At 40.4% G+C, this 21,409-nt stretch carries 18 protein-coding genes; 7 read left to right on the top strand and 11 right to left on the bottom strand.

Features of this window, described 5'->3' with window-relative positions:
• Window positions 1-46 precede the first annotated feature (46 nt).
• The 4 genes from EHW67_RS02910 to EHW67_RS20310 form a co-directional block, all read right to left on the bottom strand.
• Complete coding sequence (locus EHW67_RS02910; protein WP_126160834.1) at window positions 47-2,515, bottom strand: ribonucleoside-diphosphate reductase subunit alpha; 2,469 nt, start codon at window positions 2,513-2,515, stop codon at window positions 47-49.
• Window positions 2,516-2,647: 132 nt separating this feature from the next.
• On the bottom strand, window positions 2,648-3,634 hold the full coding sequence (locus EHW67_RS02915) for a ribonucleotide-diphosphate reductase subunit beta (RefSeq protein WP_126160835.1): 987 nt from the start codon (window positions 3,632-3,634) through the stop codon (window positions 2,648-2,650).
• 666 nt (window positions 3,635-4,300) lie between these two features.
• A complete protein-coding gene (locus EHW67_RS02920) occupies window positions 4,301-8,353 on the bottom strand; it encodes a two-component regulator propeller domain-containing protein (RefSeq protein WP_126160836.1) in 4,053 nt (1,350 codons plus the stop codon).
• A gap of 454 nt (window positions 8,354-8,807) precedes the next feature.
• Window positions 8,808-8,975: a hypothetical protein gene (locus EHW67_RS20310; RefSeq protein ID WP_158285061.1), complete on the bottom strand. Its 168-nt coding sequence runs from the start codon at window positions 8,973-8,975 to the stop codon at window positions 8,808-8,810.
• A 302-nt stretch (window positions 8,976-9,277) separates the two neighbouring features.
• Here EHW67_RS20310 and EHW67_RS02925 point away from each other — a divergent pair, with 302 nt between their 5' ends.
• Together EHW67_RS02925 and EHW67_RS02930 are read left to right on the top strand one after the other, a co-directional pair.
• A complete protein-coding gene (locus EHW67_RS02925) occupies window positions 9,278-10,012 on the top strand; it encodes a LytR/AlgR family response regulator transcription factor (RefSeq protein WP_126160837.1) in 735 nt (244 codons plus the stop codon).
• 8 nt (window positions 10,013-10,020) lie between these two features.
• Window positions 10,021-12,000, top strand: coding sequence for a tetratricopeptide repeat protein (locus tag EHW67_RS02930; RefSeq protein WP_126160838.1), 1,980 nt, complete (start codon window positions 10,021-10,023; stop codon window positions 11,998-12,000).
• On the opposite strand, the gene EHW67_RS02935 is transcribed toward EHW67_RS02930, so the two are convergent.
• Window positions 11,990-12,565 carry a DUF3109 family protein gene (locus tag EHW67_RS02935; RefSeq protein ID WP_126160839.1) on the bottom strand — a complete coding sequence of 192 codons (576 nt, stop codon included), beginning with the start codon at window positions 12,563-12,565 and terminating at the stop codon, window positions 11,990-11,992. The two genes, EHW67_RS02930 and EHW67_RS02935, sit on opposite strands and share 11 nt — an antisense overlap.
• Before the next feature lie 142 nt (window positions 12,566-12,707).
• On the opposite strand from EHW67_RS02935, the gene EHW67_RS02940 reads away from it, so the two are divergent.
• Window positions 12,708-13,286, top strand: coding sequence for a MarC family protein (locus tag EHW67_RS02940; RefSeq protein ID WP_126160840.1), 579 nt, complete (start codon window positions 12,708-12,710; stop codon window positions 13,284-13,286).
• 23 nt (window positions 13,287-13,309) lie between these two features.
• Complete coding sequence (locus tag EHW67_RS02945; RefSeq protein ID WP_126160841.1) at window positions 13,310-13,513, top strand: hypothetical protein; 204 nt, start codon at window positions 13,310-13,312, stop codon at window positions 13,511-13,513.
• Here EHW67_RS02945 and EHW67_RS02950 read toward each other — a convergent pair.
• The 4 genes from EHW67_RS02950 to EHW67_RS02965 all read right to left on the bottom strand — a co-directional run bounded on the left by EHW67_RS02950 (window position 13,510) and on the right by EHW67_RS02965 (window position 17,153).
• Complete coding sequence (locus EHW67_RS02950) at window positions 13,510-15,135, bottom strand: S41 family peptidase (protein ID WP_126160842.1); 1,626 nt, start codon at window positions 15,133-15,135, stop codon at window positions 13,510-13,512. The genes EHW67_RS02945 and EHW67_RS02950 overlap by 4 nt on opposite strands.
• A gap of 17 nt (window positions 15,136-15,152) precedes the next feature.
• Complete coding sequence (locus tag EHW67_RS02955) at window positions 15,153-15,587, bottom strand: deoxycytidylate deaminase (RefSeq protein WP_126160843.1); 435 nt, start codon at window positions 15,585-15,587, stop codon at window positions 15,153-15,155.
• A gap of 198 nt (window positions 15,588-15,785) precedes the next feature.
• Window positions 15,786-16,370 carry a HupE/UreJ family protein gene (locus tag EHW67_RS02960; protein ID WP_126160844.1) on the bottom strand — a complete coding sequence of 195 codons (585 nt, stop codon included), beginning with the start codon at window positions 16,368-16,370 and terminating at the stop codon, window positions 15,786-15,788.
• A 45-nt stretch (window positions 16,371-16,415) separates the two neighbouring features.
• Window positions 16,416-17,153 carry a TerB family tellurite resistance protein gene (locus tag EHW67_RS02965; protein WP_126160845.1) on the bottom strand — a complete coding sequence of 246 codons (738 nt, stop codon included), beginning with the start codon at window positions 17,151-17,153 and terminating at the stop codon, window positions 16,416-16,418.
• A gap of 137 nt (window positions 17,154-17,290) precedes the next feature.
• Between EHW67_RS02965 and EHW67_RS02970 the strand changes: the two genes are divergently transcribed.
• The 3 genes from EHW67_RS02970 to EHW67_RS02980 all read left to right on the top strand — a co-directional run bounded on the left by EHW67_RS02970 (window position 17,291) and on the right by EHW67_RS02980 (window position 19,174).
• On the top strand, window positions 17,291-17,701 hold the full coding sequence (locus EHW67_RS02970; RefSeq protein ID WP_126160846.1) for a BrxA/BrxB family bacilliredoxin: 411 nt from the start codon (window positions 17,291-17,293) through the stop codon (window positions 17,699-17,701).
• Window positions 17,702-17,783: 82 nt separating this feature from the next.
• On the top strand, window positions 17,784-18,521 hold the full coding sequence (locus tag EHW67_RS02975) for a lysophospholipid acyltransferase family protein (protein WP_126160847.1): 738 nt from the start codon (window positions 17,784-17,786) through the stop codon (window positions 18,519-18,521).
• Window positions 18,518-19,174 carry an HD domain-containing protein gene (locus tag EHW67_RS02980; RefSeq protein ID WP_126160848.1) on the top strand — a complete coding sequence of 219 codons (657 nt, stop codon included), beginning with the start codon at window positions 18,518-18,520 and terminating at the stop codon, window positions 19,172-19,174. The genes EHW67_RS02975 and EHW67_RS02980 overlap by 4 nt, the downstream gene beginning before the upstream one ends.
• A gap of 94 nt (window positions 19,175-19,268) precedes the next feature.
• Here EHW67_RS02980 and EHW67_RS02985 read toward each other — a convergent pair whose 3' ends face one another.
• Window positions 19,269-19,970 carry a DsbA family oxidoreductase gene (locus EHW67_RS02985; RefSeq protein ID WP_126160849.1) on the bottom strand — a complete coding sequence of 234 codons (702 nt, stop codon included), beginning with the start codon at window positions 19,968-19,970 and terminating at the stop codon, window positions 19,269-19,271.
• 121 nt (window positions 19,971-20,091) lie between these two features.
• Window positions 20,092-21,165: a PA0069 family radical SAM protein gene (locus tag EHW67_RS02990; protein ID WP_126160850.1), complete on the bottom strand. Its 1,074-nt coding sequence runs from the start codon at window positions 21,163-21,165 to the stop codon at window positions 20,092-20,094.
• Window positions 21,166-21,409: the final 244 nt, after the last annotated feature.

The raw sequence follows: 21,409 nt of genomic DNA on the forward strand, positions 1-21,409 counted from the left end.
CTTGGGGGGTCTGTTGTTATAACAAATAACCACTCCTATAGAGCGTTTAGGAGCCGCACATTAAACAATCATCATCTGCCTGACCCTCTTTAGCTCGGGCTATTAATTCCTTCATCTCAGCCGCTGTCATTGGCTGCACATCCACATCCTTATTATCAGCAGCAACTGCCTCTACCTTTATTGACTTGGCCACCTCAGGTGTACCCAATCCAATTTCCACTTCCTTGGCAACAGGCTCATCCTTCTTGCTGTTGTCCAGGGTAAATTTAATGGCGTCTGCAGCAGCCTTGGTCCTTAAATAATACATACCGGTCTTAAGTCCGCTTTTCCATGCGTAAAAGTGCATGGAAGTTAGTTTGGAGTAATTGGCATTCTCCATAAACAAGTTAAGGGACTGACTTTGATCAATGAAATACCCTCGTTGCCTGGACATATCTATAATATCCTTCATACTAAGTTCCCAAACCGTTTTGTACAATTCCTTGATCTCGTCCGGGATATTCTGAATATGTTGTACAGACCCATTGGCCCTCATTAATTCCTGTTTCATATTCTCATTCCACAGTCCTAGGTTAACCAAATCTTCCAACAAATGTTTGTTTACCACAATAAACTCCCCAGATAGCACCCTACGGGTATAAATATTGGAGGTATAGGGTTCAAAACATTCGTTGTTCCCCAGGATTTGTGATGTGGAGGCGGTTGGCATTGGAGCTACCAATAAGGAATTACGAACTCCATTCTTTTTAACCTCTTTGCGCAATTTACCCCAGTCCCATCTTCCGGACAATTCCTCATCCTTAACTCCCCAAAGATTGTGCTGGAACTCTCCTTTTGATATAGGTGAACCTTCATAGGTAGAGTAAACGCCTTCCTCTTTGGCCATCTCCATAGAAGCGGTAACGGCAGCATAATACAAAGTCTCAAATATCTCTTGGTTAAGCGCCTTTGCCGCATCGCTGGTAAAAGGCATTCTCAACATTATAAAGGCATCTGCAAGGCCCTGCACTCCCAATCCAATTGGTCTATGTCGCATATTGGAATTTTCGGCCTCTTTAATGGGGTAATAATTACGATCTATTACCCTGTTCAAGTTTTTGGTCACACGCTTGGTAACCTTGAACAATTCCTTATGATCAAATTCCCCGTTCTTTATGAACATTGGCAATGCAATGGATGCTAAATTACATACCGCCACCTCATCGGGGGAGGTATATTCCAATATCTCTGTACAAAGGTTGGAAGAGCGAATAGTCCCCAAATTCTTTTGGTTACTCTTTCTATTGGCCGCATCCTTGTACAACATATAAGGTGTGCCGGTCTCTATTTGGGACTCTAAAATCTTCTCCCATAAATCCCGTGCCTTAACCGTCTTACGCCCTCTGTTTTCTGCCTCATATTTTGTATATAATTTTTCAAAATCCTCACTGTGCTGCGTAAAAAGATCAGGACATTCATTAGGACACATCAGTGTCCAATTTTCGTTAGACTCCACCCTTTTCATAAACAAATCGGGTACCCACATAGCATAGAAGAGGTCCCTGGCCCTCATTTCCTCTTTCCCGTGGTTTTTCTTTAAATCCAAAAATTCAAAGATATCGGCATGCCATGGCTCCACGTAGATGGCAAAACTACCCTTACGCTTTCCACCTCCCTGATCTACGTAACGCGCCGTGTCATTAAAAACCTGTAGCATGGGCACAATACCGTTGGAGGTTCCGTTGGTACCGGCGATATAGGAGCCTGTAGCCCTAACATTATGAATGGAAAGACCTATCCCCCCGGCAGATTGGGAAATCTTGGCCGTTTGCTTCAATGTATCGTATATACCATCTATACTATCGTCTTTCATGGCCAATAAAAAACAGGACGACATCTGGGGTTTTGGCGTACCAGAATTGAACAGTGTAGGCGTAGCGTGTGTAAAATATTTTTTAGACATCAACTCATAGGTTTCCAAGGCGGCATCCAAATCGTTCAAATGAATCCCTACGGAAACTCTCATAAGCATATGCTGTGGGCGTTCGGCAATTTTCCCATTAAGTTTTAGAAGATAAGAACGCTCCAATGTTTTAAACCCAAAATAATCGTAGCCAAAATCCCGGTTATAAATAATAGTCGAATCCAATTTTACGGCGTTCTCCGAAATCACCTTATATACCTCATCGGACAGTAAAGGTGCTTTTTTGCCAGTCCTTGGGTTTACGTATTCATAGAGATCCTTCATGGTTTCCGAAAAGGATTTCTTGGTGTTCTTATGTAGGTTGGAAACAGAAATACGTGCCGCCAATTTTGCATAGTCCGGGTGTGTAGTGGTCATAGTAGCTGCAATCTCTGCTGCCAAATTATCCAATTCAGACGTGGTCACTCCGTCATAAAGACCCTCAATTACCCGCATGGCAACCTTTAATGGGTCAACCAAATCGTTAAGTCCATAACATAATTTTCGTACTCTGGCCGTGATCTTGTCGAACATCATCAGCTCTTTTCTGCCGTCTCTTTTTACTACATACATGTCGCTACAATTTTAAAAATGATACATAAGTTTGGGTTAGGGGGCGATATGTTAAAATTTTTAACATATCAAATTCATTGCTTAAAAATCCCCTTATAACCCAAAGGGGATTTAAACCAAAGGCTCTATAGGTTAAAAATCGGCATCGAAGCTGATTTTTTGTGAGTCATCGTCCTTATCCTTGTTCATTACCCCTGCTTTTTGATATTCGGCAACCCTTTTTTCAAAGAAATTGGTTTTGCCCTGTAGGGATATCATATCCATGAAGTCGAACGGATTGGTAGAGTTGTACACTTTATCACACTCCAGCTCCACCAACAAACGGTCCGTAACAAACTCTAGGTACTGCGTCATCAATTTAGAATTCATTCCAATCAAACTAGCAGGAAGTGATTCTGTTATAAATTCCCTTTCTATATTCAAGGCATCCACCAAAATCTCGGTTATACGTGCCTTTGGTACTTTATTTACCAAGTGGTTATTGTGCAGATGCACGGCATAATCACAATGCATACCCTCATCCCTGGATATCAATTCATTGGAAAAGGTAAGTCCGGGCATCAATCCTCTTTTCTTTAACCAAAATATGGAACAAAATGCCCCGGAAAAGAAAATACCCTCTACTGCGGCAAAGGCAATAAGTCGTTCCGCAAAACTAGGCGACTCTATCCATTTTAAGGCCCACTCGGCCTTTTTCTTAATGGCAGGAAAGTTTTCTATTGCATTAAAAAGTAGGTCTTTTTCCTTTTCGTCCTTAACATAGGTATCTATTAAAAGGGAATAGGTTTCGGAATGAATGTTTTCCATCATTATCTGAAACCCATAAAAGAATTTTGCCTCCGCATATTGTACTTCACTAACAAAATTCTCTGCCAAGTTTTCATTGACAATTCCGTCAGAAGCCGCAAAAAAGGCCAGTATATGCTTTATAAAATAACGCTCGTCACTATTTAATTTATTATTCCAATCGTTTAGATCGGTATGCAGGTCTATTTCCTCTGCCGTCCAAAAACTCGCCTCGCATTTCTTGTACCAGTCCCATAAATCATGATGTTTAATAGGAAAGATAACAAATCGGTTAAGGTTTTCTTGCAGGATCGGCTCAATGGCTGCTGACATATCTTTTGTATTTATAAAATTTTTAAAACTAAGGCGAAATATAGCCCTCGGTAGGGAATAACAAAGATTGCAAAATAGCCCCAATAACTAAAGCCCTTTCTTTATATTTAATACAAAGTTTTTAACACAGAATGTTGAAATGTGGACTCACAAGTGATGTTCATTAACTTTAGCGCACGCGGCCACTTTTGTAAAATATTTATTGAAAAAAAATAAACCAAAAAGTATATAAAAAACATACTTTTTGGTTTAGTATTTTCACACCCTGGTCTACACATTAAAAAAGGCAAAAAGGGCATCCAAAGTTCACTCTTGCAGCAATCCCATAAGCATATGGAAAATTAGAGCGATAGCGCCATTAAAATCATAATGATGGATATGGCGAGCATTGCCAAAAAAACCAAGGTAATCCCGTTAACATTTTTAGTATTCATAATAGTGGAGTTTGAGTTAATTTAATTTGTTGTTTCCCGTAAAGACACCCAATCGCAAATGCCATTCCCTTTCATCTTTCCCGGGCCATAATTATAAAGGGCCATCCAAAAAGCTAACAATCCCAAGCTTGTGGAACCTTTTGAAGCAGGATACCAAATCTATGACAAGCCCAGTAAAGAACATATCTCATATGTAACAATCTTTGCAATAAATGTAACATTGACCGGAAGTCTATTTATTTGTGGACTGGAAATACTCCGTTGGGGTTTTCTGATAAACATCCTTAAAGCATTTAATAAAATAGGACGGCGTATTAAAACCTACGGCATAAGCAATTTCGCTAACGGAGGCATCTGATGTTTTAAGGATTTGAAGGGCTTGTTTTAAGCGTTGCGACCTAATAAAGGCCGTTGTAGAAAGTCCCGTATAGGCCAAGAGTTTCCTATGTAGCTGCATACGGCTCATGTCCAATTTTCGGCAGAACACCTCTGCATTGAACTGGGGATCCGACAGATTTTCATCCAGTACCATTTCCAGTTTGCCAAGGAAGGCCTCATCCGTTGGCGAAACGGCAATATCCTTGGCCTCAATAACGAGTTCCTGACTATATCTATTGCGCAATAGTTTTCTTAGGCCTATTAAATTTTCCACCCTTGTCTGAAGGATACGCAACTTAAAGGGCTTGGTAATAAAGTCGTCCGCTCCGGATTCAAGCCCCTGCAATTCCAGTTCTTCCCCTATACCTGCGGTTAAAAGAACAATAGGTATATGACTGGTACGCTCATCGGTCTTTAACTTATTGCAAAGTTCGATTCCCCCGCAAATAGGCATACGCACGTCTGATATAATAAGGTCTGGCACTACCTCCAAGGCCGTTGCCATACCTTCCTCCCCGTTTTTAGCCTCCAGTATCCGGTATTTTCCAGCCCAAACCGATTTTAAGAACTCCCTCACCTCTTCATGATCCTCCACAATAAGCAGTAGTGGCGCTTCACTTAAGGGCACCAAAACACTGGGCAACTCTTTGGCAACCACACCCCCTTCCTCAACCTTTTGCCCCGTACCAAAAATGGATCCCCCCATTCCCGACTCCACTTCCACCAGATCAATATCCTCAAAATCCTCTTTAGACATTGGAAGCACAACCTTAAAATGGATAATGCCCCCCTCTTCCATTTCAACCACAATGCTTCCCTGATACAAACTTACCAACTCCTGAACCAGGGACAAACCAATACCTGCCCCTTCCGAATATTCATTTTGCTGATAAAAGCGGGTAAACAACCTATCCAAATCAACCTGGGAAAAATCCTCAACAGAATTCCGAACACTCAAATGCAATTTTCCCTGTTTATTGTGTGCAGAAAAACGGCACACCCCGCTCTCATTGACATATTTAAAGGCATTGGAGAGGAGGTTGGTAATTATTTTCTCCAGGGCATCCTCGTCAAACCAGGCATTGGGGATGCGGTCTATTTCTATTTCATAATCCACTCTTTTAACGGTTGCCCTGTATTTAAAGGTTGCCACCAACATACCTAAAAATAGGCCCAGATCTCCTTTAGCTATTTTCAGTTTTAAATTACCTTTTTCCAGCCTCGCCAAATGAAGCAACTGATCCACCAAAGCGATCAAACGGTTAATATTACGTTTGATCATAGAGAAATTGGCAAAATCCATTTTAGACAGTCCGCCCTGCCCCAGTTTTACATCTACCGGTCCGGCTATTAAACTCAAAGGTGTTCTAAATTCATGGGAAATATCTGTATACAACTTGGACTTAAAGTCGTTAAGCCGTTTAAACCGTTCGGTCTCCTCTACCTTTAACCGCAAGTTCAGCTGTAGGCGCCATTGCCAAATAAGGTACCTATATATGCCGTACAGCAGTAAAATAAAAATTACTATGTATGCAAATTTGGCAAAAGGGGTCAGGTACCAGGGAGACAAAATAGAAAAGGAATAGGATACCGGCTCCGGATTCCACTGTCCGTCATAATTACTGCTCTTAACCTGAAACTGATAATTACCAGGGGGCAAGCTGGTGTATCGTGCAAAATTCTGGTTTCCAGAAAAAACCCAATCGGTATCAAAATTAACTAGTTTATATTGATATTGGTTCTTGGTGGGGAGGGCATATTGCAAACTGGAAAAGGTGAAAGAAATAGTGTTCTGCCCAGCCTGCAATTTTTGACCTTCCAACATGGGAAACGGCTTGTTAAACACATCAAAGCCCGTGATTGCCGTTTTAGGCAAAACGGAACTCTTTTTCAATTGATTGGGCTTAAACCAGTAAAACCCCTCCAAGCCCCCAAAATAAAGATTTCCTTTCTTATCCTTAAAATAGGCACCTGTATTAAACTCGGTCGCCAGGCCTTCATAATTATTGTAATTGGTTATAGTAGGGGTATTCCCAATGGTATCATTGGGAACAAACTTTGTTATTCCCTTGTTGGAACTCAACCAAAGATTACCCCTATCATCGGGCAGTATTCCGTAAATTACATCATTGGCAAGACCGTCCTTAACACTAAAACCATAAAATTGATCCTTAGCAATATCATAGGCATTGAGGCCTTTCCCATTGGTACCTATCCAAAGTATACCCTTGGGCGAATAGTAAAGTGATTTTATGGCGTTAGAGGATAACGAATTTCCATTTTCCCCATATAGATATGACTTAAACAACTGGGTTGACCTATTAAAAAAAACAACACCCCGATTCTCTGTTCCAATCCACAAATTGCCTTTGTCATCAGATGTAATTACCCTAATATTATTACTGGAAATCCCCTGCTTGTTATCCGGGGTATGTTTAAAGCGATTTAGTACCCCTTTCTTTTTATCAAATTGGACCAAGCCCTGATCACGGGTGCCTATCCACACCTTCCCCCTGTCATCCTTATAAATACACCAAATGGTATTTCCTGGAAAACGACTTTTATCCTCAGCAGAAAAGTGGGTAATATTACCTGAGGCGTCCATAATGTTTAAACCACCTTGCTGTGTCCCAATCCATAAATCCCCATCCTCATCCGGCAAGAGGCTCATGACCCGATCCGAAGAAATAGTATTGGCCCTGCCACGGTCCGTTCTAAAAGTTTTCCAACTGTCCGATTCCGGTGTATAACGGGTAAGCCCTTTTCCCGATGTACCTATCCAGATCCTATTGTCGTTGTCCACCGCAATAGATCGCACCACATCAATACTTACATCCTGAGGCGTTTGGTAATCGGTAAACGAATTAAACTTTTCCAAATATTCGTCATAGTAACTCAACCCGGCCCCATCCGTACCAAACCATAAGGTTCCAGTGTAATCCTCATATATACAGAGAATATCATTATAGTGCACTGCAGTTGGATTGTGTTTTTCAGATCCAAAATGGCTTATGTTATACTTTTCAAAATCTACCAGGTATAGCCCAGCTCCATAGGTGGCTACCCATAGCCTTTGCTTGGTATCCATGTAAAGGTCCGTAATATTTAAATCTACCGGCAAGTTACCCTTAAAGGGCAAATCATTTAATCGCCATAAAACGGATTCACTGGTAGTCCTATAGAATAGCCCATTCCCAAAGGTCGCAATCCACTCCCTATCCTGACTATCAAAAACTACATCGCTGTAATTGGCATGGATTATTCTGCCCTGTACATCTTGGAACTTCTTGGGGTAACGGATATTGGTATGAGCATTGAATTCCACAATATATTTGTCCATAGTCAATAAAAGGACCCCACTTGGATTTTGGGTGATACTGTAAACAGCACCCCTTATCTCTGGATTAGACACTCTCAACACCGCCTTTTCCTCCCCCGCCTTTTTTTCATAAAGATCTCCAGAATAGGTTCCTATCCATAAATTAAAATCCCCGTCCATGAATATGGAGCTAGCATCCCCAACACCTTGTAAAGGCACAAAATTATTGGTAGCCCTATCTAATTTATAGGGCCTCCTATCCATTGGGATAATCCAAACATCTCCCCTTCTATCTGTGTAGACCTTGCCCAAATAGCTAAAATTGGATCGGGTAATATCTACAAAGGCATAGGGGTGTATAGTGAATTTTCTACCGTCGTATTGGTTTAGACCATCCTGGGTAGCCACCCATAGATAACCAATACTATCCTGGGCCACTGATATGGCACTGTTTTGTGAAAGTCCGTCATGTACGGAGAGCTGCCTAAATTTAATTTGATTTTGGGCATAAAGAAATAACTGGCCGTTAAAGTAAATGGCCAGCAGGAACATTTTTACGATCTGTTCTTTTAATTTTCCATTGCCCACAGTTCTTCCATTGCCATATTATACGATATAACAATATAAGGTTTATCCGAGAAGAAATCAATGAAAATTATTTATAGGGTAAAAAATAAGGTAATTCTAGGGGCTTGTGCTTACATCCAGACCTTAATTGGCCAGGGCCCAAACGCTTTAAAAATACTGCCAAACTGTGCGATCCCTATGATGAAGTGAGACTTTGAATTACAAGAACCGGAACCACATTCTTAGGTAGTTCCCCCGAAACCTAAATACTATGAGAAATCCGAATCCTACAAGTTGATTGTGTTTTTCAATGTTACAACTACATCTTGGGATTGTTTTACAACAATGACATGTTTAACTAAAACATACCTTGAGGATCGCACTTTATTTGACAGAACTTTAAATGTTTATAATATTATTTATTTTCATGGATACAGCCTGTACTCCCTGCTAAAATCCACAATATGCAAAATTATCAATAACCCCTGCTAACTTTTACCTTATACCCCTCCAAGGTCCTATTGGCATCCGCCTTATGCTCCACTAAATCATTTTTAACAGTATCCCCGCCCTGCTTGTCGGTTATTACCGCTATGGCCAGAACCAAAACTAAAACGATAAAAAAAACAATACATTTATTCATCACTTAGATTTTTGCACTATGCATTAAACATCCTCTAATGAGGGGAATTTATTAACAAACCAAATGTATAAGAAATGAAAGGGTGCTGAGGCCCCAATTGTGTAAATGGTCCTATTTTCTGTATGAATGACAGTTGGAATTTTAAACCAAAACCATTCCACCCTTCCCTAATTCCCATAATTTATTAAATAGGTCCAATTTTAAACCATTTCCCACCAGTCATACTCGAATCATTTCCATTGACACAAAAATATGGATGCATACTGGCAATATTTTTATTTTTGACTATCTTTCTTTTTACTATGATAGAAGCAGTTTTAGTTGACGATGAAATTAAAGCCTTACAGAGTCTGTCTTGGGAGCTGACCAACTTTAGTGACGAAATTAAGGTTGTAGCTTCTTTTACAGATCCTATTGAGGCCTTACAATACTTGGAACGCAATCCCCCAGATTGCCTGTTCTTGGATATTGAAATGCCTACTATGGACGGATTCCAATTTATACAGAAAATAAAAACCAAGGAATTTCCTGTGGTAATTACCACTGCTTATAACCAATACGCCATAAAAGCCCTAAAGAACGAGGCTATAGATTACCTTTTAAAACCTATAGACACCGATGATTTAAATGCTACCCTTGCCAAAATAAAAAAATTTAACAGCAAGAATTATACGGCAGAAAAATTGGAGAAAATCTTATTGAAATTCAATTCAGATTCCCTTCAAAAAAAGATTACCATTAATACGGACGGAAAGCTATTGTTTTTGCAAAGCGAGGAAATCCTTTTTGCGGAATCCGATGGTAATTACAGTACTCTTTTTCTAAGTGATGGGCAAAAAATACTACTTACCAAGAAATTAAAGGAAGTAAATCAATTGTTGCCCAAGGATACTTTCTTCAGAATCCATAATTCCTATATCATAAACCTCAATAAGATAAAGGAGTTCCTTAAAACTGACGGTTACGTTATTCTACAGTCCAACCACAAAATCCCTGTTTCAAGACAGAAAAAATCAGACTTTTTGGATTTAATATAAGCGATGATATGAAGTTTCCCTCCTTAGTATATTTGCTTTTTGAGCTTCATAGGCCTGTAAAACTAAGGGGCTCATTTTTTTTTTCCTTCCTATTCGCCCTAACTACTTACCAGGCTGTTTCCCAACAAGTTCCCGAAACTTTTAAGAGAGTAACAGACAGTCTAATAAAAGCAGCTCCAATAACCTACCGGGAATTGGCTTCCGTATTGGGCAACAACAAAGGCGACACCATTTATATGCGGTATTTTGCCAATGAGGCCAGTAGAAACCAGTATTTAATAGGGCAATCCTATGCCTACAACCATTTAGGGAGAAAATATCGTGATATCTCCCAATTTTCCAAAGCCGTAGCACTACACGAAAAGGCACTACAGGCAGCATTGGCGGCCAACAACCTGGAATTTAGGGTTCTTAGCCTTAATATGTTGGGCGTAGTCTACAGGAGAAGTGATGCCATTAAAATAGCCCTAGACTATCATCAGGAGGCCTTGGAGCTGGCGGAGACCGTGCAGAACCCTTCAATTGACCTAAAAACCAGTGTAGATGTTTCCTTAAATAGTATTGGGAACCTTTATCTAATCCTAAAGCAATACGATATAGCCATTGCCCAATTTAAAAAGGCCATGGCCTCGGCCAAGGAGATGGGCAATAAGCTGGGCCTGGCCATCAACTACCAGAATATTGGCGAGTGCCTTGAACACAAGGGGGAATTGGAGGAAGCCCTGCACTACTACAGAACCTCACTGGAATACAACAACGAAATAAATAGCGACAAGGGTAGGGTTATATGTAAAAATAGTATTTCCCAGATCTACATAAAACAAAATAAATTAAAGGAAGCCCTGGAAATTTTAGAGCCCAACCTTTTGGCAGCAGAATCTATGGGCGACATGTCTATTATTGCCGCCATCAACATTAATATGGGATGGGTCTTAATGGAGTTAAAACAATACCCAGACTCGGAAAAGTACCTGAACCGCGGACTGGAAATGTCCATCAAACACCATTTCCCCAGTTATATTGCGCAGGCTTACGGTTTCCTTTCCAAACTCTCTGCAAACAAAGGGGACTACAAAAAGGCCTTGGATTATTACAAATTGGCAGAGCGCTATAATGAGGAAATCAATAGTGAGGTTAACCGGAGGTACATCAACGATTTGATCATAAAATACGAAACGGAAAAGAAAACCAATCAAATTGAAGCGCTGGCAAGGGAAAATGAATTTATGAACCTTCGATTGCGCAAAAAAACCAACACCTTGATCATAGGTGCCCTAGGGATGGCGCTTTTGACCTTTATCCTGTATATCCTTTATCGGCAGAAAGAGCTCAAGAACGAAAAACAGATCCTTACCTTGGAGCAGAGCATGTTGCGAAGCCAAATGAACCCACACTTTTTGTTCAACTCGCTCAACTCTATCAAACTCTACATCATTAACAACGAAAAAAAGAATGCCGTTCACTATCTCAATAAATTTTCCAAATTGGTGCGTAAAATCCTGGAAGCCTCCTCCTTAAAGGAAATATCTTTGGCCGATGAACTGGAAACCATTGAGTTATACATGAACATAGAAAACATTAGATTCTCCAACGAGATCAATTTTACGATAGATGTAGAGGATGACATAGACCAACACACGGTGAAGATCCCCTCATTGATCTTACAGCCTTTTTTGGAAAACGCCTTGTGGCATGGGCTCTCCTCCAAGGACGGTGAAAAAAACGTCCATCTTCATGTAAGCAGGGAAAATGAGCAATTTATAATGATCAGCATATCGGACAATGGGGTAGGTCGCGCTGCTTCCGAGAGGATAAAGCAAAGCAAGATCTTAAAAAGAAAATCTATTGGAATAGATATCACCAAAGAAAGATTGGCCAATTTCTCTAAAGACTTCGAGAACTCTTTCCAAGTTGAAATTATTGACCTTTACGATGCCGACAAGGTTTCATTGGGCACCAAGGTAGTATTACATATCCCTACTTACTAGCCTGGTAGTCTTTGGCGGTCTGCTCCAGCTCCGCATACCATTTTTTTCCAAATTTCCGGATCAAAGCCTCTTTTACAAACTTATAAATAGGCACCTTAAGCTCCTCTCCCAAAGAGCAGGCCGCGTCACAAATTTCCCATTTATGATAATTTACCGCAGTAAGCTCTGAATATTCCCGTACGCGTATAGGGTATAAATGACAGGATACCGGTTTCTTCCATTTGGTTGCCCCTTGATTATAGGCCTCTTCCAAGCCACATTTGGCGGTTCCATTCTCGGCAAACACTACATAGGCACATTCACTGCCATTTACCAAGGGCGTTTCCCACTCCCCGTCCTCTCCTTTTATAAAGGCGCCCTGCTTTTCTATTTCCGCTACTCCTTCCGGTCTTAAGAAAGGTTTAACCTTACTATATATATCTACCAACACCTGGGTTTCCCCATCTTCCAAAGGTGCCCCGGCCTCGCCTTCCACACAACAAGCCCCCTTGCAGGCATTAATATTACAAACGAAATCGTTCTCTATAATTTCCTCCGATACAATTGTTTTTCCAAGTTGGAACATACTCTTTTATTAGGCTGCAAATATAATTCTTTAGACGGATATATTTTCCTTTAATTAAATCCAAAACCCCTTTATTAAACGTAAATTTGCCGGGTGTTTGTAGTCCAAACACTTTTCACAATCAACAGAATTTAAGTTTTTGATGGAATTCAATTTTAATTTTCGGGAAATAATTACGGCGAGCATGGTCTTATTTGCCGTTATAGACATCATAGGGAGCATCCCCATTGTTATCTCGTTAAGAAACAAGGTAGGCCACATCCAGTCTGGAAAAGCCTCCTTTGTTTCGGCCTGTATAATGGTCGCCTTCTTGTTTGTTGGGGAAGAAATACTGAACTTAATTGGTATAGATGTAAATTCCTTTGCCGTCGCGGGGGCTTTTGTAATTTTCTTTATGGCCATAGAAATGGTCTTGGGCATTACCTTATACCGGGACGACCAACCGGAAAGCGCCTCCATAGTTCCCATTGCCTTTCCACTCATTGCAGGCGCAGGTACGGTGACCACCCTGCTCTCACTAAGAGCGGAATACTATGTAGAGAATATCATTGTAGCCATTATAATAAATGTTATTTTTGTATACATTGTTCTAAAATCCTCTAGTAGAATAGAGCGGCTTTTGGGCAAAAACGGACTTAATGTAATTCGGAAAATATTTGGAGTTATTCTATTGGCCATAGCGGTAAAATTGTTTGCCTCGAATATCAACCAGTTATTTTAGGTGTTAATTGAAAAATTATTGGAATGAACAGAATTGTAATAATAATACTAATTGTATTGGGATTGGCGCTTATCGCCTACAATGTAACCCTTGTAGATTTTAACGAGCCTTTTAAGGGCAATAGCATCATAGCACTTATAGGAATTGTAGCATCATTGTGTGCCATACTACTGTTACTCATCTACAGCAGCTCAAAGAAAATTCAGAAAAAAGTAGAGGAAGATTAGTTCCTGGCTTCAATTTTTTCGGCCTCCTGTTGCCGTATGGCAGGACTGTCCAATTCCAAGACCTTTTTCAGCATATCATCTCCCGCACTCTTGATCTTGGCATAGGAATTGGGATCAAAAAGCTGTTCTGCCAAGGTGGCCTTAATGTATAATTTTAACTTATCCTCAAAGGCGTAGAAGTCCATCTTTATACTCCTTTCCAAACAGTAGTCCACAAAGATTTCGAAGAGAATGTCGTCTACCCTAAAATTTGAAATAAACTCCTCCTTGGTATAACCTTTATACTGCGCCCTGTTCCCGTCCAAGTGTTCAAAGACAAAATAAGACAAGAAGCCTAAGCTTTCCATGCTTTCCACCGCCTCGGATTCATTGGACCCAATAGGAACAAAAACATCTGGAATAATGCCACCTCCACCATATACTACCTTGCCTTTTGGGGTTTTAAATTTCAAGGAATCGGCCACTTTAATACTGTCTACCGAGATAAGCTCCCCACTGTGGTAGCGCTCCATAAACTTCTGATAGTAATCCTTGTTCCCTTTGTCATAGGATTTCTGAATAGAGCGTCCCGTGGGTGTATAATATCTAGAGACCGTTAAACGCACAGCCGACCCGTCTCCCAGGTCCATTTCCCGCTGCACCAGACCCTTACCAAAGGATCGGCGACCTATTATGGTACCCAAATCATTATCTTGCAAGGAACCGGCTATTATCTCACTGGCTGAAGCCGAGCGTTCATTGATGAGTACATACACCGGTTTGTCCTCAAAACTGCCTTTTTTTGTAGCAAAGACCTTATCTATTTTTCCCTTTTTATTTTTTGTGAACAAAATAAGCTTTCCATCGCCAAGAAATTCATCGGCCATCTGTTCTGCTATCCCAAGATAGCCGCCCGGGTTATCCCTTAGATCCAAGGTTAATTTTTTTGCTCCCTGTGCCTCCAATTTTCTCAAGGCAGCCTTAAACTCCTTATAGGTTGATTCCGCAAAGCGGTTAACCTTAATATACCCCATGTCCTTTGTAAGCATATAATACGCCTCTACACTTTTAATGGGCACCACATCCCGTTTTACATTCACGGTAAAGGTTTTTTGGTCATCCTTACGGAACACTTTTAGTTTTACTGGAGACCCCTTTTCCCCTTTTAGCTTTTGAATCACCACATCATTTGGAATATTTTCTCCGTACAAAGTATCATTGTCCGCCATTAAAATACGATCCCCAGGCTGAAGTCCTTTTAAAAAACTTGGCCCGTTCTCAATAGTTCTTATTACGGAAATGGTATCGCGGTACATATAAAAATTAACACCTATCCCCACAAAATCGCCCTTCATGTTCTCCGACACCCTATCCATTTCCTTCTTGGGTATATAAACGGAATGAGGGTCTAATTTTTCCAAAATATTGTTTACGGTAACATCTACTATACTGTCCGTATTAATTTCATCAACATACTCGTAGTCTATATAATCTATTAACCTATTAAGCTTGTCTTTTTTGGAGTTTGTAGTAAATAGCTTTTCCGGGGAGTCGTTAAAATGCAGTTTCCCACCCACAAAAATGCCCAACGACAATGCCATTGCTATTATGGTTGGCCATAAGTAGGAATTCTTATTTCTCATTTTTCCCAGATATCTTATTAAACATTTACAATTACGGGCATATGCACCAATTCCACTCCAGCTTTTTCAAGAAACTGAAGCCCCGAACTATCCTTGTAGGCTGTTTGATACACCACACGTTTTATGCCAGACTGGTGAATTAACTTGCTACATTCCTTGCAAGGCGATAAAGTGATGTACAAAGTTGCTCCCTCACAGGATTGGGTAGAGGAGGCTACCTTGGAAATAGCGTTGGCTTCTGCATGCAGTACATACCATTTTGTATAGCCCTCTTCGTCCTCACAAATATTCTCAAAACCGGTAGGTGTTCCATTGTATCCATCAGAAATGATCATTCTATCCTTTACTATGATGGCCCCAACCTGTTTTCTGTGACAGAAGGACAACTTGCCCCATTCGTTTGCCATTCGCAAATAAGCCTTATCGTATTTTTCCTGTTTTAATTCCTTCATCCTAAATTTTCCGTTTTATGGATTGCCAACGAAACCAAAAGGCAACATATTACCTTAGCTCCGATTCTCCTTACAAAGGTAATTTAACTTTTTAAGGAAAATATTTGTTGGCAGGGTTTAAAACCAAACTTTAACACCACTAAGGTAGTGGCTACCAACAAGTACTGCAATTCAAAAAGGTTAAGGTTTAGCCAAACCCTACCAAGGAAACGTTGTAATCAACATAGGTATTGTGATACAAAGTATAATAATGGACATAAATTGGATAAACGGCGGCTGTTTTATCTTAAATACTGCCCCACTAAAGTAGGTTAGGCACAGTACCACCAACAGAATCAAGATTTGGGAAAATTCTATTCCGGTCGCAAACCCGATCAAGGGCACTATTTTCTCTTCTTCCCCAGCCATCAACATTTTAAAGTAATTAGAGAATCCAAAGCCATGGACAAGCCCAAAAAACCCGGTAGCGATAAGGTAGGCCTGCATATTCTTTTTTTCGGTTACCCTTTTGGCATTGAAAACATTGTGGATGGCCGTAAAAAAAATAGTGATCGGTATTAAAAATTCTATTATTCCCGCATCAACAACCACTAGCTCATAAACCGATAGGCCAAGTGAAAAACAATGGGCTACGGTAAAAACAGTAGCCAAAATCAATACTTTCTTCCAACTTTTAAAAGTAAAGGGAATGGCCAAGGCCGCCAAAAATAAAATATGATCGTAGGCATCAAGATCCAGAACGTGTTCCAATCCCAGCTGTATATAAAACCAAAAATTATCCATTTGTTATATCAATTATTGACTGTTCATATTATTGTTGTGCCAAGACTATAGACCTCTTTCCTGTTGGATTATCTCATATGCCTTCTGAACTTCCTTAAACTTCTCCTCAGCACCTTTTTTTATGGCTTCGTTTTCTGTATTGACCCTATCCGGGTGGTACTTTTTAGCCATATTCCTATAGGCTTTTTTTACCTGATCGTCTGTTGCCGATTTTTCTATTTCCAAAATTTTATAGGCGTTGTTTGCCGACTTGATAAACATGGCCTTAATACTTTCAAAATCAATTTGGCTTACCCTAAAAAATCCTGCAATTTCTGAAATCTTATTTATTTCGGCGGGACGTAGACTGCCATCTGCTTGTGCAATACCAAACAAGAAGTGCAATAGCTGCAGACGTACCTCGTATCGGGTACGTTGATTTAAATAGGTACAAATACGTTCTGCGGATATTTCCCTTTTTTTCACCACCTCGTTAAAAGTCCTAAAAATGGCATTGGCCTTATCCTTACCATAGGTACTTACAAAATAGCGCCTAACATAGTCCATTTCATTCTGACTGACCGAGCCATCGGCCTTTATAACGATAGAACACAGGGACAACAGGTTAAGCTCAAAATCGGCCGGTGATACGTTTTGTTGGGTAATATCCCTAAACATGGATCCTGCCCCTCCACTTCCAGAGCTTTTTAAATTATCAAAAAAACTCCCTATAATAAAACCCAGTATAGCCCCTGGGAACCTAAAGGTATAATACCCAAGTATTGCGGCAAACCATTTAATCATCTGACATATAAATTTTGGCAAAGATATAATTTTAGCTTACAACGGAAGGTCTAATGAAAAGTTAAGGTATTCCATTTTAATGTTCCAAAATGGTTATCTTTGAGCACTTTAATAATAATCGAATAAAAATATATATTATGTATCCTGCGGAATTAGTAAAACCAATGAGACAGGACTTGGCAGTTGCCGGGTTTGAAGAATTATTTACCGCCGATGAGGTTGAAGCTGCCCTTGGCAAAGAAGGAACTACCTTGGTAGTGGTAAACTCTGTATGTGGTTGTGCTGCCGCCAATGCACGGCCTGCCGCCAAAATGAGCTTACAGAACGCCAAAAAACCATCAAATTTGGTCACCGTTTTTGCGGGCGTGGATACCGAAGCTGTAAATGCAGCCAGAAACGCTATGATCCCCTTCCCTCCTTCCTCGCCAAGTATGGCCCTGTTCAAAGATGGAGAGTTGGTACATATGATAGAGCGTCACCACATAGAAGGCCGTCCTGCAGAAGTTATTGCAGAGAATTTAATGGAGGCTTATAACGAATTTTGCTAGGTCTTTTTTAGGACTAATAAATTCTGAAAATATTCTTGAATAAAAACCGTTCTGCAATAGAGCGGTTTTTTATTTTTGTAGCATGCAAAAAGCACTAGCATATCCCTTGTCTGCCTTATATCTACTGTTATTTGGGCTCACCTTGCTATTGTTCCACCCCCTACAATGGATATGCTTTAATTGGTTTGGTTATGAGGCCCACAGGAAAAGCGTGGCCCTATTAAATCTTTCCCTAATGCGATGCACCCATGTACTTGGCACTCGATATTCCTTTAAAAACCAACAACAGATCCCAACCAACAAGCCCGCTATCTTTGTGCTTAACCATCAAAGTATGCACGACATCCCGCCCATTATTTGGTATATGCGAAAACACCATCCCAAATTTGTGAGCAAGATAGAATTGGGCAAGGGTATTCCAAGCGTGTCCTACAATCTAAGACATGGCGGTTCTGTACTAATAAATAGAAAGGACAGTAGGCAGTCCTTGACCGAAATTGCCAAATTGGGCACCTATATTGAAAAGCATAATAGAACCGCCGTTATATTCCCTGAAGGTACCCGATCCAAGACAGGGGATCCTAAAAAATTCCACACCACAGGTTTAAAAGTACTTATAAAAAAGGCTCCCTCGGCCCTAATAGTGCCCATTAGCATTAACAATTCATGGAAAATGTTAAAATACGGCAAATTCCCCTTTGGACTGGGAAACCATATCACTTTTGAAGTCCACCCCCCTATAACGTCCCATGGAGACATAAACCAGCTATTGGAGGAAGTAGAGAAAACTGTAACCCAAGCCATAATTCCCTCTGCATGACAAATACCAAGATCATTGAAGAAACAATCCGCTTTGTAAAAGAAACACTGAAAGGGGCAGAAGGCGGACACGATTGGTTTCATATTCAACGTGTTTTTAATAATACCCTTCTTATTGCGAAAGACGAAAAGGTGGATGTTCTTGTAGTTAGCCTAGCCGCCTTACTGCATGATATTGCAGATGCCAAATTCTACGATGGCGACGAGACCGTTGGACCTAAAATGGCGGCAGACTTCCTAAGCACCCTACAGGTAGAAAAACAGCTAATAGAGCATGTAGTTCAAATTATTGAAAATATCTCTTTTAAATCCAGTTTGGATTCCAAAAAGCGCTTTAGCTCCCAAGAGCTAAAAGTGGTTCAGGATGCAGATCGCTTGGATGCTATTGGCGCTATAGGCATTGCAAGGGCCTTCAACTATGGCGGGTACAAAAACAGGGAACTGTACAACCCGGACATCCCCCCCAATTTAAAAATGACCAAGGAGGAGTACAAAAAATCCAAGGCACCAAGCCTGAATCATTTTTATGAAAAACTGCTGCTCTTAAAAGATAAGATGAACACCGATTCTGGCAAAAAACTAGCCGAAAAACGACATCAGTTTATGCTGGAATACTTAGAGCAATTCTTTAAGGAATGGAATGGCAATGCCTAAGGTACAGCCACTATACCTATTAGTATAATTTATAACCTATTAAGTATCATCAATAACTCAAGAAGGGTTTTGCCGTAGTTTGAAAACGATACAATTACCGGCATTCCCCATCCACATTACAGGAATCGCCTTCGGCTACATCTGTTTTCTCCTTGGTATCAGTAGACTTTTCCCAAGCCTTTTCCAGACTCTCCAGAAACACTTCAGTGGGCTGTGCACCTGAAATACCATAGGTATTATCCAACACAAAAAAGGGAACCCCGTTTATACCCAAATTCCGAGCCTCCAGTTGATCTTGGCGAACCTCATAGGTATAATCATCGGATAGTAACATACTGCGTACCGCTTTGCTATCTAAACCAACTTCAGCCCCCAAATTGGCCAATACCTCCACATCATCAATGTTTTTCCCATCTGTTAAATGGGCCTGCAACAAGACCTCTTTCATTTCCGGGGCCTTGTTCTTACTTTCTGCATATTTAATAAGCCTATGACCGTTGAGGGAATTGGCCACTACCACATCAGCAAATTTGAGATCCAACCCAACATCCTTACCCATACCCGCTGCATGTTGGAACATTTCCAATGCCTGTTCCTCTCCTATACCCTTGGAACTACAAAAGTGCTCCAGGGCCTTTATATTGACTTGCGTCTTTAGATTGGGGTCCAGTTCAAAACTCTTCCAGCTAATAGTAACCCTATCCTTATGTTCAAAGCCTTTTAGAGCTTCCTCAAATTTTCTTTTCCCTATATAACAGAAGGGACAACGTATGTCTGACCAGATTTTTATTTCCATATTATTCATGCTTAAGGTACAAATGTACTTATTGGTATTGTTTTGTTAGTCTTCAATTAGACAAAGTTCGGAACAAATCCTTACAACAACTATTATATACTTTTGGAATACCAACCATTTACTAAAACAGCCTTAACTGATTATCCTTTTTTTCACCATATAAATCTGCATTTAATTCGGGAAAAGATTTTCCCTTAAAAAATTTTAGTCGCGCCAAATGCACCATATCATGCACCTGTTTTGCAATGATTCCCTCCCCCTTGTTGCGTATACCAAATCTACTATCGTTTAAACTACCGCCGTGACAGTCCGCAATTTGCTGCAATACTTTATCGGCCTTATTTGGCATTGCCTTCCGTATCCAATCCTCAAAAATTTTACCTATGGCCCCATTTAACCTAACCAGGGTAAACCCAAAAGAAAGCGCCCCATTTTCGGAAACGGCTTTGGCCAAATTAAATATTTCATGACTGTTAATCCCCGGAATAATGGGGGCCAACATAGCATTTACCGGAATGTTGTTATCAGATAGTACACGAATGGTCTTTAATCTCTTCTTTATGGTGGTTGTCCTGGGTTCCAGTACCCTTCTAGTATCTTCGGACAAAGAAGTAACAGATACATTTACGCCAATTAAGTTATCTTTCGCCAGCTTTACCAGTATATCCAAATCCCGCAATACCAATGCGTTTTTGGTGATGATCCCAACTGGATGCCTATATTTCAGAAACACCTCCAAGCAGGCGCGGGTTATTTCATATTCGCGCTCTGCCGGTTGATAACAATCCGTATTTCCCGACAGTACGATGGTGGAAGCCTTCCAACTTTTACTTTTTAGTTTGGCTTCCAAAAGGGCTGGAGCGTCTTTTTTAATCAGTATTTTACGTTCAAAATCAAGTCCGGCCCCATAACCCCAATACTCGTGACTATTACGTGCATAACAGTAGATACACCCATGCTCACAGCCCTGATAAGGATTCAGGGAATAGGACATACCCACATCCGGGCTGTTCACTTTGTTGACGATAGACTTTGGAAATATGGATATATATTGAGTCTTATTATTGTCTGCCTCTTCCCCGGAAACGCGACAAAACTCCAAAAAATCATCCCTCATTTCATTGGAGAATTTTAGAAAACTATTTTGGGTGTTGTGCTGGGCACCACGGCCTTTTATAAAGCGATCTGACTTCAAATTATTGGATTTTATCCAAAAATATGGAATTTTTCCAACACCCTCAAGGTGATTTATTATTGAAAGAAAAGAATGTTTGAAATTAACAATCTAAGAACATAGGAATAATTACAAATTAAAAAGTAACTCCCAATCAACGAAAGCACCACTCACTTTAATGCGCCAACATTTCACTATTGCAGACAACATAACCCTTTAACTGAATAGGCTTTAATGGGTGCCCAGATATCACATCTACCGTAAT

It is taken from the genome of Arenibacter aquaticus (genome assembly GCF_003957295.1).
Classification (GTDB): Bacteria; Bacteroidota; Bacteroidia; order Flavobacteriales; family Flavobacteriaceae; genus Arenibacter; species Arenibacter aquaticus.

What these genes read in the sequence shown, in the direction of transcription:
- EHW67_RS02980 (WP_126160848.1), top strand. Translation starts at nt 18,518, where the DNA reads ATGACAAATACCAAGATCATTGAAGAAACAATCCGCTTTGTAAAAGAA.
- EHW67_RS02970 (WP_126160846.1), top strand. Translation starts at nt 17,291, where the DNA reads ATGTATCCTGCGGAATTAGTAAAACCAATGAGACAGGACTTGGCAGTT.
- EHW67_RS02930 (WP_126160838.1), top strand. Translation starts at nt 10,021, where the DNA reads ATGAAGTTTCCCTCCTTAGTATATTTGCTTTTTGAGCTTCATAGGCCT.
- EHW67_RS02965 (WP_126160845.1), bottom strand. Translation starts at nt 17,153, where the DNA reads ATGATTAAATGGTTTGCCGCAATACTTGGGTATTATACCTTTAGGTTC.
- EHW67_RS02935 (WP_126160839.1), bottom strand. Translation starts at nt 12,565, where the DNA reads ATGTTCCAACTTGGAAAAACAATTGTATCGGAGGAAATTATAGAGAAC.
- EHW67_RS02975 (WP_126160847.1), top strand. Translation starts at nt 17,784, where the DNA reads ATGCAAAAAGCACTAGCATATCCCTTGTCTGCCTTATATCTACTGTTA.
- EHW67_RS02960 (WP_126160844.1), bottom strand. Translation starts at nt 16,370, where the DNA reads ATGGATAATTTTTGGTTTTATATACAGCTGGGATTGGAACACGTTCTG.
- EHW67_RS02915 (WP_126160835.1), bottom strand. Translation starts at nt 3,634, where the DNA reads ATGTCAGCAGCCATTGAGCCGATCCTGCAAGAAAACCTTAACCGATTT.
- EHW67_RS02950 (WP_126160842.1), bottom strand. Translation starts at nt 15,135, where the DNA reads ATGAGAAATAAGAATTCCTACTTATGGCCAACCATAATAGCAATGGCA.
- EHW67_RS20310 (WP_158285061.1), bottom strand. Translation starts at nt 8,975, where the DNA reads ATGAATAAATGTATTGTTTTTTTTATCGTTTTAGTTTTGGTTCTGGCC.
- EHW67_RS02940 (WP_126160840.1), top strand. Translation starts at nt 12,708, where the DNA reads ATGGAATTCAATTTTAATTTTCGGGAAATAATTACGGCGAGCATGGTC.
- EHW67_RS02955 (WP_126160843.1), bottom strand. Translation starts at nt 15,587, where the DNA reads ATGAAGGAATTAAAACAGGAAAAATACGATAAGGCTTATTTGCGAATG.
- EHW67_RS02985 (WP_126160849.1), bottom strand. Translation starts at nt 19,970, where the DNA reads ATGGAAATAAAAATCTGGTCAGACATACGTTGTCCCTTCTGTTATATA.
- EHW67_RS02910 (WP_126160834.1), bottom strand. Translation starts at nt 2,515, where the DNA reads ATGTATGTAGTAAAAAGAGACGGCAGAAAAGAGCTGATGATGTTCGAC.
- EHW67_RS02945 (WP_126160841.1), top strand. Translation starts at nt 13,310, where the DNA reads ATGAACAGAATTGTAATAATAATACTAATTGTATTGGGATTGGCGCTT.
- EHW67_RS02925 (WP_126160837.1), top strand. Translation starts at nt 9,278, where the DNA reads ATGATAGAAGCAGTTTTAGTTGACGATGAAATTAAAGCCTTACAGAGT.